Source organism: Streptomyces antimicrobicus (genome assembly GCF_020532625.1).
Lineage (GTDB): Bacteria > Actinomycetota > Actinomycetes > Streptomycetales > Streptomycetaceae > Streptomyces > Streptomyces antimicrobicus.
Genome location: NZ_JAJAUY010000040.1, coordinates 1 through 11,968, shown reverse-complemented (window position 1 = coordinate 11,968; position 11,968 = coordinate 1). Strand labels below are relative to the sequence as shown.

Here is an 11,968-nt window from a genome sequence, read left to right as displayed (position 1 = left end):
TTGGGGGTGCCAGTGGCATCACCCGTGCCTACCCGTCCCGTGCGACAGGAATCGTGTGCTCCGGGCGGTGAATCTGCTTTGCCGACCGGGGCGTTCGGTCGGAATCATGGCCGGATGAGCAGCAGGTTGCGCGCCATCGCGCAGGACAACGCGGAGATCGTGGCGGCCGGTGGGTACCGGACGCGGTCGGGGCGGGAGGTCTCCCTCGCCGCCGCTGTGACGGACGCCACAGCGGGAACCAGGATATACGGGCCGGATCCGGTCGAACCAGGCGAGTCGACCGGTCGGGGAACGGTGGCCGCCTCCGGCCCCACCCGGTTCGAGGTCACCCCGGAGAGCAGCACGGTCGCCGCCCGGCGGCTCGCCGCGGACGGCACGGTCGCGGTGCTGAACTTCGCCTCGGCCCGCAATCCCGGGGGCGGCTACGTGCGCGGGGCCAAGGCCCAGGAGGAGGCGCTGTGCCGGGCGTCGGCCCTGTACACGACGCTGCTGCTGGCCCCGGAGTACTACGCGGCCCACCGCGCCCTGCGCTCGGCGCTCTACACCGACCGGGTGATCCACTCGCCCGGGGTGCCGGTCTTCCGGGACGACCGGGGCGAGCTGCTGGAGGAGCCGTTCCTGGCCGGCTTCCTCACCTGCCCGGCGCCCAACGCGGGCGTCGTGCGCCGGCAGGAGCCGGACCGGGCGCACGAGATCCCCGGCGTCCTCGCCCGGCGGGCCGAACGGGTGCTGGAGGTGGCCGCACTGCACGGCTACCGGCGCCTGGTGCTGGGGGCCTGGGGGTGCGGGGTCTTCCAGAACGACCCCGCCGAGGTGGCAGGGGCGTTCCGGCGGCTGCTGACCGGACGGTTCCGGGGGACGTTCGCGCACGTGGTGTTCGCCGTCCTGGACCGCGAGGGGACCACCCGCCGCGCCTTCGAGACGGCGTTCGCGGAGCAGACGGGGTAGCCGAGGGGGAGCGGGCGGCCCGCAGCGGCAGCCGGGCCGCGGCCCGGACGGCCTAGAGGTGGCCGGCCGGCTCCGGCGGTGCCGAGCGGGGCTGCGCCCGCGGGACCGCGGCATCCGTGAGCGGCGCGGGCGTGCGCAGCTGCCAGGCCGCCGCCGCGAACAGCACGAGCGTCACCACGGCGTACGGGGACGCGAGCGGCTGCTGCCACCAGGCCATGTGCAGGTCCATGTCGCCCTGGTGGGGCACGAGCCACAGCGAGCGGGAGGCGAACACGACGGTCACCGCCAGCGCCGTGCGCTGGTAGCCCGAGGCCACCAGCACGGCGATCACCGGCACGCACCACACGAAGTGGTGCGACCAGCTGATCGGCGAGACGAGCAAAGCCGTCCCGGCCGTGATCGTCACGCCCCAGCGGTCGCCCCGGCCGGGCGTCAGGTGGGCCCGCCGCGCCAGCCACAGCGCGGCCCCGCCGCAGACGGCCGCCGCCAGCGGCCAGACCCAGCCGGAGTCGGTCGTGTGCAGCACCCGGGTGACCAGGCCCTGGAGGGACTGGTTGTCGATGATCCAGGTCTTGCCCACCCGGTCGGTCTCGAACAGCCGGCGGGTCCAGAAGTCCACGCTCGCGCCGGGCAGGACGAACACCCCCAGCAGGACCGATCCGGCGAACGCCGCCAGGGCGGTCAGGCCCGCCTTGATCCGGCCCGTGACGAGCAGGTAGACGATGAACACGGCGGGCGTCAGCTTGATGCCCGCGGCCACGCCCAGGGCGACGCCCTTGCCCGGCGCCCGGTCGTCCCGGCCGAGGTCCCACAGGATCAGGCAGGCCAGGGCCAGGTTGACCTGGCCGAAGAACAGCGTCTGGAACACCGGCTCCAGCCACAGCGCCGCCGCGACCGCCGCCACCATCAGCCCCTTGCGCCGGGGCAGTCCGGCGAACCGCCAGGACAGCACGACCAGCAGCGCCAGCAGGGCCACGTTCCCGGCGAAGAAGGCGGCCTTGAGCAGACCCACCGGCAGCCAGGTCGTCGGCACGAAGAGGATGGCCGCGAACGGCGGGTACGTCGCCGCCAGCTTCCCCTCCGTGACGCGGAAGCCGTACAGGTCCGTGCCGTCGGCGACGGCCGCACCCTCGGCGCGGTACACGAGGGTGTCGACCATCGGGAACCGGTCGAGCAGGAAGAACGCCGACATCGCCAGGAGCGAGGTCGCGAGCAGCAGGACCAGGACGGGTCGCCGGGCGCGCGGCGGGCAGATGGAGGTGAGTCTCCGGATCACTCGCGTGACCCTAGCGGACGCCGAGCGTGATCAGTAGAGCAGCGCGCGGCAACGAGCCGCAGGTCACCGCCAGCCGTACCGTTCCCGCAGCCGGTTCACCACCAGCTGGAACCGGCCGCGGTCCAGGGCGCACGCCTCCCGCCGCATGCCGGTGTCGTGGACCCGCAGCACCCGGTCCACGGCCACCCAGGACGCCCGCCCGGACCGGTCCCACGGCCCGCTGCCGAGCGGGACCCACTCCCGGTCGCCGTCGTGCCGCCTGCTCGACAGCTGCACCGCCAGCACCGTGCCCGCCGGCTCCCGGGCCACGACGAGCACCGGCCGGTCCTTGCCGCGCCCGTCGTTCTCCTCGTACGGCACCCAGGTCCAGACGATCTCGCCCGGGTCGGGGTCGCCGTCGTGGTCGGGGGCGTACGAGGTGCGCACCGGCCCGATGGCGTGCGCGTCGGCCTCGGTGGTGGCGCCGGAGCCGGAGCGGCCGGGCTGGTCGACGTGGTCGGAGAGTGCCGTCATCCCGCACACGCTAGGCCTCGGCCGTCCCCCGCGCACGGTCCGGCGCGCGGCCGGTCCGACTCGTTCGCGCGGCCAGCGGTGGCCAACGGGCGGACCACTGCTGGTCGGCCTCCAGTTGGGCCGCCAGCGAGATCAGCAGCGGTTCGGAGTCGGCGGGGCCCAGGAGCTGGGCGCCCAGGGGCAGCCCCTCCGGGGTGAAACCGGCCGGCACGTTGACCCCGGGCCAGCCCAGGACGTTCCACGTCCACGCGTACGGGCAGGTGGCGATCATCGCCCGGTCCGTGTCCAGCGCGCCGAGCCCGGCCAGTTGGCCGATCCGCAGCGGGCCGGTGGCCGTGGTCGGGGTGAGGACGACGTCGAACCGGCCGAAGATCTCCCCGATCCGGTGCTGGAGCAGTGCCTCGGCCCGGCGGGCCACCCGCAGCGGCAGCCCGCCCAGCAGCCGCCCGGTCCGCATCGCCTCGTGCGTGCGCGGGTCCAGCAGCGCCGGATCGGGCACCCGCGCCCGCCAGTCGAGCACGCCGCGGGTCGCGCGGGGCACGAAGGTCAGGCCGATCTGCCCGTACCGCGGGTCCTCGGGCACCACCTCGTGCCCGAGCCCCTCCAGTCGCGCGGCCAGCCGCTCCACCGCCGTACGCACCACCGGGTCCAGGGACTTGGGGGTCGCGGTGAAGGCCATCCCGAAGGACAGGGCGATCCGCAGCCGGCGCGGGGTCCGCCGGGCCGCCGCGCTCGCGTCGACCGGCGCCGGCCGGTGCAGGTCGCCCGGGTGCGGGCCTGCCGCCGCGTCGAGCAGCAGGGCCGCGTCGGCGACCGTGCGGGCCAGCACGCCGTTGACGGTCAGCCCGCGGAACGACTCCGGCTCCGGCCAGGTCGACACGCGCCCGCGCTGCGGCTTGATCCCCACCAGGTGGGTCCAGGCGGCGGGGATCCGGACCGAGCCGGCGCCGTCCGAGCCGAGCGCCGCCGGCACCAGCCCGGCCGCGACCGCCGCCGCGGACCCGCCCGAGGAGCCGCCGGGTGTGCGCTCGGGGTCCCACGGGTTGCGCGTGGCGCCGAAGGCCGGGCCCTCGGTGAACGGCCACTGCCCCAGCTCCGGGGTCGTGGTCTTGCCGACGATCACGGCGCCGGCCGCGCGCAGCCGGCGTACCGCCTCGCTGTCGGCGAGCTTCGGCGGGAAGTCGCCCGGGCAGCCGAAGGCGGTCGGCAGTCCGGCCACGTCCATGTCGTCCTTCACCGCGAGCGGCACGCCGAGCAGCGGCAGCCGTTCACCGGCGGCGAGCCGCCGGTCCGCCGCGTCGGCCTCGGCCAGGGCCGCCGCCGCGCGGACGATGCGGAAGGCGCCCAGCACGGGCTGCGCTGCCTCGATCCGCGTCAGGCAGGACTCGGTCAACTCCCGTGAGGTCACCTCGCCTTCGGCGAGTGCGCGGACCGACTCCTGCAGGCCGCGAGGCATGGAACCCGACACCGGACCTCCCCTGTTACCGTTCGGTAGGGCGACAGTAGCGGGGGAGGTCCGAGGAGGGCCAGGATCGGGACCCGCGACCGCCGCACGGCCCGCCGCCGCCACGATCGCGCCGAATTGCGCATCCTCGTCCGCCGGGCCGATCTCCTCGCCCCGGAGCGCGCGCAGCACCCCCGTGACGCCGGCGGGGAGCGCGTACGGCGCGGCGCGGCCGACGAGCAGCGCGGTCGCCGGGCACCCCACGGCCGACGGGGCGCAACCGCGGTCGCGGCGGCAAAGGCGCCGCCGCCGGAGCCGGTTCGGGTTCCGGCCATCCGCCGGGCTCCCGGCGCGGGCGGTCTGGAAGGATGCCACGGCAATGTCACAGTCACCGAACCCGCCGAAGCCGCCCCCGCCCTCCCGGCCGACCCGCCCGGCTCCGGCGGCTCCCGTCCCCACCAGCGCCGACGTGGCGCGCCTGGCCGGCGTCTCGCGGGCGACGGTCAGCTACGTCCTCAACAACGCCGAGGCCGTCCGCATCAGCGAGCCGACGCGCCGCAAGGTCCGCGAGGCCGCCGAGGAACTGGGCTACGTCCCGCACGCCGCCGCCCGCACCCTGCGTGCCGGGCACACCCGGATCGTGCTGCTGCCGACCTCCCACGTCCCGGCCGGCCCGCTGTACGGCACCTTCCTGGGCGACCTCCAGTGGGCCCTGCGCCGCCTGGACTACACCGTCGTGCAGTACGGCAGCCTCGGCCTCAGCGGCGACCAGGCCGCCCGCGCCTGGGCCGAGCTGCGCCCGGTCGCGGTGATCTCCTTCGGTGAGACCCTGCTCAGCGCCCGCAACGTGGCCACCCTCAAGCGGGCCGGCGCCAAGGCCGTCCTCACCCTCGGACCGGTGGGGGTGCCCGGCGCGCACGCGCTCGTCATGGACCAGCGCGAGGTCGGCGCGGTGGCCGCCGCCCACCTCGTGGCCCGCGGCCACCGCCGGATCGGCGTGGTGGTCCCCGAGGAGCCCGGGCTGGAGCTGTTCTCCGCGCCCCGGCTGGCCGGCGCCCGGTCGGTGCCCGGCGCCGAGGTCGAGGCGCTGCCGCTGGCGTACACCGAACCCTCCGCGGGCGCGTTGGCCCGGCGCTTCCGCTCGCTCGGCCTCGACGCCGTCTTCGCGTACAACGACGAGTACGCGATGCTGCTGATGCGGGCCCTGCAGGACGAGGGGCTCCGGGTCCCCGACGACGTGGCCGTCATGGGCGCCGACGACCTGCTGCTCGGCCGGTTGCTGCGGCCCCGGCTGAGCACCGTGCGGATCGAGATGCCGACCGGCGAGCACCTGGCCGCCCTGGTGGACCGGGCCGTGCGCGAGCCCGAGGAGGCGCCGGAGCAGCACGGTCCGATGGCGGCGGTCGCCGTCGTGCGCGAATCGGGCTGATCACCGGGACCCCCGGGCAGGCGTTGACAGGCCGTGATCGGGGGACGGAGACTGCGGGCGCGCCCACCGGCGCGCCTGCACGGATCCGCCCAGGAGACCCCCATGAGCATCCGCGACGTGTACATCGTCGACGCCGTACGGACCCCCATCGGCAAGTTCGGCGGCGCCCTCGCCGGAGTACGGCCCGACGACCTCGCCGCCCACGTCGTACGGGCCCTGGTCGACCGCACGCCCGAGCTGGACCCCGCCCGCATCGACGACGTCGTCTTCGGCGACGCCAACGGCGCCGGCGAGGACAACCGGGACGTGGCCCGGATGGCCGTGCTGCTCGCCGGGCTGCCCGTGACCGTGCCCGGCGTCACCGTCAACCGGCTCTGCGGCTCCGGCCTGGAGGCCGTGATCCAGGCCGCCCGCGCCATCGCCCTCGGTGACGCCTCGGTGGCCGTCGCAGGAGGCGTGGAGTCCATGACCCGCGCGCCCTGGGTGGTGCAGAAGCCCGAGCGCGCCTACCCCGCAACCCACCAGCAGATGTGGTCCACGGCGCTGGGCTGGCGGATGACCAACCCGCGCATGCCCCAGGAATGGACCGTCTCCCTGGGTGAGGGCGCGGAGCTGATCGCCGACAAGTACGGCATCGACCGCGCCGCGCAGGACGCCTTCGCCCTCGACAGCCACCGCAAGGCCGCCGAGGCCTGGGCCGCCGGGCACTACGACGGCGAGGTGGTCCCCCTGGACGGGGTGGACCTCGTACGCGACGAATGCATCCGCGAGGGCTCCACCCCCGAGGCGCTGGCCCGCCTGAAGCCCGCCTTCCGCCCCGACGGCACGGTGACCGCCGCCAACTCCTCGCCGCTCAACGACGGCGCCGCCGCCCTGCTGCTCACCGACGAGGCGGGCCTCGCCGCCACCGGACGCGAACCGCTGGCCCGGATCCGCGCCTCGGCCGTGACCGGCATCGAGCCGCACCTGTTCGGGCTGGGACCCGTCGACGCGGTCGAGCGGGCGCTCGCCAAGGCCGGCCGCGGCTTCGGCGACCTGACCGCCTTCGAGCTCAACGAGGCCTTCGCCGCCCAGGCGCTGGGCTGTCTCGCGGCGTGGCCCGAGCTGGACCCGGCGCTGGTCAACCCGCGCGGCGGCGCCATCGCGATCGGCCACCCGCTGGGCGCCTCCGGGGCCCGGCTCGCGGGCTCCGCCGCCCACCAGCTCGCGGCGGCCGGCTCCGGCACCGCGCTCGCGGCGCTGTGCATCGGCGTGGGACAGGGCATCGCGCTCGTCCTGGAGCGCTGAGCGCGGGCGGGCGTCCGCACGCGCGGCGACGTCGATCGTTTCCGGTCACCTGCCGCCTCAACTGCCCTATAACAGAAGAGAATCGGGACCTCCGGTCTGGCAGCATGGCGGCTGGCCCGCCACCCCCCGCCCCGTGCCTTCCGGAGGCCCCGCACCATGCCGCTCCTCGACCCCACCATCTGGCAGGACGGACCGACGCTCCGCGGCGGTACCGCCCCGGTCCTCGAACCCGCGACCGGCCGGACCCTGGCCACCCTCGACCTCGCCGCGCCCCCCGACGTCGCCGAGGCCGCCCTGCGCGCGCGGGCCGCGCAGCAGGACTGGGCGCGGGCGACCCACGTCGAGCGGGCCGCCGTACTGCGCCGCGCCGGCGACCTGTTCGCCGCGCACGCCGAGGAACTGCGCACCTGGCTGGTCCGCGAGTCCGGGTCCCTGCCCGGCAAGGCGGACTTCGAGCTGTCCGTCGCCGCTCAGGAGTGCTACGAGGCCGCCGCGCTCGCCTCCCGCCCCACCGGGCAGGTGCTGCCGAGCGAGGCGCCCCGGCTGTCGTGGACCCGCCGGGTCCCGGCCGGGGTCGTGGGCGTCATAGCCCCCTTCAACGTGCCGCTGGTGCTGGCCGTCCGCTCGGTCGCGCCGGCCCTCGCCCTCGGCAACGCCGTGCTGCTCAAGCCGGACCGGCGCACCGCCGTCTGCGGCGGCCTCGCGCTCGCCGCGGTCCTCGCCGCCGCCGGACTGCCCGGCGGGCTGCTGCACGTCCTGCCCGGCGACGCCGCCACCGGTCAGGCACTGGTCACCGATCCGCACGTCCGGATCGTCTCGTTCACCGGGTCCACCGCCACCGGCCGCCGGGTGGGCGAGCTGGCGGGCCGTCACCTCAAGCGGGCCCACCTGGAGCTCGGCGGCAACTCGGCACTCGTCGTGCTGCGCGACGCCGACGTCGAGGCCGCGGTCGCCCAGGCCTCCTGGGGCGCGTTCTTCCACCAGGGTCAGATCTGCATGACCGCGGGCCGCCACCTGGTGCACTCCTCGCTCTACGACGAGTACGTCGAACGCCTCGCGGCCAAGGCCGACACGCTGGCGGTCGGCGACCCCTTCCGCGAGCAGGTCCACCTCGGGCCGCTGATCGACCGGACCCAGCGGGAGCGGGTGCACGCCCTGGTCGAGGCCAGCACCGAGCAGGGCGCCAAGCTGGTCACCGGCGGCACGTACGACGACCTCTTCTACCGCCCGACGGTCCTGGCCGGGGTCGCGGACGACACCCCCGCCTACGCCGAGGAGGTCTTCGGCCCCGTGGCACCCGTGCGCTCCTTCGCCACCGAGGACGAGGCGGTGGCCCTGGCCTCGGCCGGGCCGTACGGGCTCTCCCTGGGCATCGTCACCCCGGACACCGGCCGCGCGCTGGAACTGGCCGAGCGGATCCCGACCGGCATCGCGCACATCAACGACCAGACCGTCAACGACGAGGCCGTCGCCCCCTTCGGAGGGCTCGGGGCCTCCGGCACCGGCGCCCGCTTCGGCGGTGAGGCGAACCTGGAGGCCTTCACCGAACTGCGGTGGACCACCTCGCGCCGCACCCCGGCCGGGCACCCCTTCTAGCCCGGGCGGAATGCCGGACCCGGTTCGTTCGTTCCATGGGGCAGAGGCAAGACTTTGGAGGTCTGGACACCGTGGCAACCATCGAGCTCACCAAGGAGAACTTCGACCGGACGGTCAGCGAGAACGACTTCGTGCTGATCGACTTCTGGGCGGAGTGGTGCGGTCCGTGCCGGGGCTTCGCGCCGGTCTTCGAGAGGGCCTCGGAGACCCACCCCGACCTGGTCTTCGCCAAGGTCGACACCGAGGCGCAGCAGGAACTGGCCGCTGCCTTCGACATCCGCTCGATCCCGACGCTGATGATCATCCGGGACCAGGTGGCCATCTACGCGCAGCCCGGCGCCCTGCCCGCGCCGATGCTGGAGGACGTCATCGGCCAGGCCCGCGCCGTGGACATGGACGAGGTCCGCGGCAAGATCGCCGAACTCCAGGCGCAGGCCGAGGCCCAGGCGAAGTCCCAGGACGGCCGGGCCGAGGCGTAGGCCCCGCCGCCGCGGACCGGGCCGCGCGACGGTCCCGGCACGCCGGATGCGGGAGATCGCTTGGCGGGTCCCTGCCCAGCGGCGAGACTGGGCCGCATGACGCGAGCGGTGGAGTACGACGTGGTGGTGCTGGGCGCGGGCCCGGCCGGCGAGAACATCGTGGACCGGACCCGCGCCGCCGGGCTGAGCACGGCGGTGGTGGAGAGCGAACTCGTCGGCGGCGAATGCTCGTACTGGGCCTGCATCCCCAGCAAGGCGCTGCTCCGCCCGGCGCTCGCCCGCGCCGACGCCCGCCGCGTGCCCGGGCTCGCCCGGGCCGTCTCGGGCCCCCTGGACACGGCGGCGGTCCTCGCCCACCGCGACTACTGGACCGGCGACTGGAAGGACGACGGCCAGCTGGACTGGCTCGACTCCGTCGGCGCCGACCTCTACCGCGGCCACGGCCGGCTGCGCGGCGCCCGGCAGGTCGCCGTCGCCGGCCCCGAGGGCGAGCAGCACCTGCTGACCGCCCGGCACGCCGTGGTCGTCGCCACCGGCAGCCGGGCGCTGATCCCCGACCTCCCCGGGATCGCCGGGGTCCGGCCCTGGACCAGCCGGGAGGCCACCTCGGCCCGGCACGTGCCGGGCCGGCTGCTGATCGTGGGCGGCTCGGTGGTCGCCGTGGAGATGGCCACCGCCTGGCAGGCCCTCGGGTCCCGGGTCACCCTGCTCGCCCGGGGGCCGCGCCTGCTGCCGCGCATGGAGCCCTTCGCGGGCGAGCTCGTCGCCGAGGCGCTGCGCGAGGCCGGTGCGCAGGTCCGTACGGGCGTCGGTGCCGAGGCGGTCGTCCGCGACGGGCACACCGGGCCGGTCACCGTGGTCCTCGAAGGCGGCGAGACCGTCGAGGGCGACGAACTGCTGATGGCCACCGGCCGGACCCCGCGCACCGAGGACATCGGCCTGGAGACCGTCGGGCTGGAGCCCGGCGGCTGGCTCGCCGTCGACGACAGCTGCCGGGTCACCGGACACGACTGGCTGTACGCCGTGGGGGACGTCAACCACCGCGCCCTGCTGACCCACCAGGGCAAGTACCAGGCCCGGATCGCCGGCGCGGCCATCGCGGCGCGCGCCACGGGCGAGGCGAGCGCCCTGGACACCACGCGGTGGGGGGCGCACGTGGCGACCGCCGACACCGCCGCCGTGCCGCAGGTGGTCTTCACCGACCCGGAGGCCGCGGCCGTCGGCCTGAGCCTGGCCGACGCCGAGCGCGCGGGGCTGCGCGTGCGGGCCGTCGACCACGACCTGGGCAAGGTCTCCGGGGCCGGGCTCTACGCCGACGGCTACCGCGGCCGGGCCCGGATGGTGGTCGACCTGGACCGCGAGGTCCTGGTCGGGGCCACCTTCGTCGGACCCGGCGCCGCCGAACTGCTGCACGCCGCCACGATCGCCGTCGCCGGTGAGGTCCCGATCGACCGGCTCTGGCACGCGGTCCCCGCCTTCCCGACCATCAGCGAGATCTGGCTGCGGCTGCTGGAGACGTACCGGGGCTAGGGGGTGTCCGGCGGTCAGAGGAGCTTCTGCAGCCCGAACCCGACCGCCGTCAGAGCCCAGGCACCCAGGCAGGCGAACAGGACGCCCCGGCCGAACGGCAGGGCGCGCACGGCGGTGGCGAAGGCCCGGGCCTGGGCGGGACGGCTCGGGAGCGGGTGGCGGCCGGTGACCAGGATCAGCACGCCGAACAGCGCCATGCCGACGGCCAGCGAGACGATCGCGGCGGCACCGGCGACCGATCCCGCGCCCGGCTCGATGTAGATCGTGCCGTTGTCCCGGACCTCGATCCGGTCGCCGGGCCGCGCCTCGTCGCTGACGAGTTCGTGCTCCGGGTCGGCGGCCGACCCGTCCTCGGCGCTGAAGCGCCCCCAGCAGCGGCGCGTGGCGTGCCGGTCGTCGTCCTCGCGGTCCCGGTCACCGTACGAGACGTCCGTACGGCAGCCGGTGACGGTCAGGGTGCCTCCGGTTCCGCTCAGGCCGGCGGCCGTGGCGAGGGAGCCCGTGCCGTAGAGGCCGAGGAGGAGGCTGAAGAGCACGAGGACGAGACCGCCGGCGCGGGTGATGCTGTGGGACATGGCGGCCGACTGTACCCCGCCGAGCCGCCGTGCCCCCACCCGCGTCGGCGCCGGGGGAGGGGAGCGACCGCCGAAGCCGCTGACGCCGCCCTAGCTGCGGTAGACCTTCACCACCTTGCCGTCGATGCCGGCGTGGACGTAGCCGCCGTTGCCGGTCTCGTCGGTGAGGTACGGGCGCAGGGACGGACTGCCGTCCATCAGCCACGGCTCGACGACCACGTACCGCATGCTCGGGTGGCCGATGCCGAGGTCGCGCTGGGACCGGTCCATCAGGGCGGGCAGCGCGTCCCAGTCGATCTTGGTCATGTCGATCGGCGGCTTGCCCTGCTGCACGGGCAGGCCGCTCGCCCCGAACCGGCTGGCCTTGCCCTTGTCGTACCGGTAGGAGTTCGTCGCCTTGGCCCCGGGCGTCACGGGGATGTCGGCGAGCACGTAGCCCTCGTACAGGCGCAGGTTGAGGAACGTGGTCGTGCCGGTCTCCTTGCGGAACGCCTCGATCGCGGCCCGCGCCCCGGCCGGGCTGATCAGGCTGCCCTCGGGTGCGGCGGCGGCCGGGCCGTCGTCGCCGGAGCCTGCCGAACCGCCCGCCCCGCGGGAGCCGCCGGTGGTGCCCGCCGAGCCGGCCGCCGTCGCAGCGCCGGACGGCGCCGGGGTGGACCCCTGGGCCTGCGACGCGCCCGAGCCCTTCCCCTTCCCGGAGCCGGACCCCGAGCCGCCGGGCAGCCACTGGACGGCGGCCAGGGCGCCGCCCGCCAGCACCACCGCGACGGCCAGGGCGATCAGGCCCGTACGGCGACCGCGCGCGGGCGCGGGCACCGCCACCGTCGGCGGGGCGGCGGGCATCGCGGCAGGCACGGCGGAGGGCATGCCGCCCGGCGGGGTGCCCAGCGG

10 protein-coding genes and 1 pseudogene are annotated in these 11,968 nt (G+C 75.8%); 6 read left to right on the top strand and 5 right to left on the bottom strand.

Annotated features, from left to right (window positions below; translation table 11 throughout):
• Positions 1–114: 114 nt before the first annotated feature.
• The gene (locus LG632_RS13085) at positions 115–948 is read left to right on the top strand and encodes a TIGR02452 family protein (RefSeq protein ID WP_226727191.1); all 834 of its coding nucleotides are present in this window, start codon (positions 115–117) and stop codon (positions 946–948) included.
• A 52-nt stretch (positions 949–1,000) separates the two neighbouring features.
• On the opposite strand, the gene LG632_RS13080 is transcribed toward LG632_RS13085, so the two are convergent.
• From LG632_RS13080 to LG632_RS13070, 3 genes are all read right to left on the bottom strand, one after another.
• A complete protein-coding gene (locus LG632_RS13080) occupies positions 1,001–2,224 on the bottom strand; it encodes a glycosyltransferase 87 family protein (RefSeq protein ID WP_308108347.1) in 1,224 nt (407 codons plus the stop codon).
• Between the two features lie 63 nt (positions 2,225–2,287).
• Positions 2,288–2,737: a type II toxin-antitoxin system PemK/MazF family toxin gene (locus LG632_RS13075; protein WP_226727190.1), complete on the bottom strand. Its 450-nt coding sequence runs from the start codon at positions 2,735–2,737 to the stop codon at positions 2,288–2,290.
• Positions 2,738–2,747: 10 nt separating this feature from the next.
• A complete protein-coding gene (locus tag LG632_RS13070; protein ID WP_226727189.1) occupies positions 2,748–4,193 on the bottom strand; it encodes an amidase in 1,446 nt (481 codons plus the stop codon).
• A gap of 367 nt (positions 4,194–4,560) precedes the next feature.
• Here LG632_RS13070 and LG632_RS13065 point away from each other — a divergent pair, with 367 nt between their 5' ends.
• The 5 genes from LG632_RS13065 to LG632_RS13045 all read left to right on the top strand — a co-directional run bounded on the left by LG632_RS13065 (position 4,561) and on the right by LG632_RS13045 (position 10,502).
• The gene (locus LG632_RS13065) at positions 4,561–5,610 is read left to right on the top strand and encodes a LacI family DNA-binding transcriptional regulator (protein WP_226727188.1); all 1,050 of its coding nucleotides are present in this window, start codon (positions 4,561–4,563) and stop codon (positions 5,608–5,610) included.
• Between the two features lie 102 nt (positions 5,611–5,712).
• A complete protein-coding gene (locus tag LG632_RS13060; RefSeq protein WP_226727187.1) occupies positions 5,713–6,897 on the top strand; it encodes a thiolase family protein in 1,185 nt (394 codons plus the stop codon).
• 156 nt (positions 6,898–7,053) lie between these two features.
• Positions 7,054–8,493: an aldehyde dehydrogenase family protein gene (locus LG632_RS13055; protein WP_226727186.1), complete on the top strand. Its 1,440-nt coding sequence runs from the start codon at positions 7,054–7,056 to the stop codon at positions 8,491–8,493.
• A 71-nt stretch (positions 8,494–8,564) separates the two neighbouring features.
• The gene (gene trxA, locus LG632_RS13050; RefSeq protein ID WP_226727185.1) at positions 8,565–8,972 is read left to right on the top strand and encodes a thioredoxin; all 408 of its coding nucleotides are present in this window, start codon (positions 8,565–8,567) and stop codon (positions 8,970–8,972) included.
• Between the two features lie 96 nt (positions 8,973–9,068).
• Positions 9,069–10,502 (top strand): dihydrolipoyl dehydrogenase family protein, encoded by a 1,434-nt coding sequence (locus LG632_RS13045; RefSeq protein ID WP_226727184.1) that lies wholly within the window; start codon positions 9,069–9,071, stop codon positions 10,500–10,502.
• 14 nt (positions 10,503–10,516) lie between these two features.
• On the opposite strand, the gene LG632_RS13040 is transcribed toward LG632_RS13045, so the two are convergent.
• Together LG632_RS13040 and LG632_RS13035 are read right to left on the bottom strand one after the other, a co-directional pair.
• Entirely contained in the window at positions 10,517–11,077 is a 561-nt protein-coding gene (locus LG632_RS13040) for a hypothetical protein (RefSeq protein WP_226727183.1), read from the bottom strand.
• Between the two features lie 90 nt (positions 11,078–11,167).
• Positions 11,168–11,968 (bottom strand): annotated as a pseudogene (locus LG632_RS13035) (hypothetical protein); the annotation flags it as partial.

What these genes read in the sequence shown, in the direction of transcription:
- LG632_RS13085 (WP_226727191.1), top strand. Translation starts at nt 115, where the DNA reads ATGAGCAGCAGGTTGCGCGCCATCGCGCAGGACAACGCGGAGATCGTG.
- LG632_RS13075 (WP_226727190.1), bottom strand. Translation starts at nt 2,737, where the DNA reads ATGACGGCACTCTCCGACCACGTCGACCAGCCCGGCCGCTCCGGCTCC.
- LG632_RS13070 (WP_226727189.1), bottom strand. Translation starts at nt 4,193, where the DNA reads ATGCCTCGCGGCCTGCAGGAGTCGGTCCGCGCACTCGCCGAAGGCGAG.
- LG632_RS13065 (WP_226727188.1), top strand. Translation starts at nt 4,561, where the DNA reads ATGTCACAGTCACCGAACCCGCCGAAGCCGCCCCCGCCCTCCCGGCCG.
- LG632_RS13060 (WP_226727187.1), top strand. Translation starts at nt 5,713, where the DNA reads ATGAGCATCCGCGACGTGTACATCGTCGACGCCGTACGGACCCCCATC.
- LG632_RS13055 (WP_226727186.1), top strand. Translation starts at nt 7,054, where the DNA reads ATGCCGCTCCTCGACCCCACCATCTGGCAGGACGGACCGACGCTCCGC.
- LG632_RS13045 (WP_226727184.1), top strand. Translation starts at nt 9,069, where the DNA reads ATGACGCGAGCGGTGGAGTACGACGTGGTGGTGCTGGGCGCGGGCCCG.
- LG632_RS13040 (WP_226727183.1), bottom strand. Translation starts at nt 11,077, where the DNA reads ATGTCCCACAGCATCACCCGCGCCGGCGGTCTCGTCCTCGTGCTCTTC.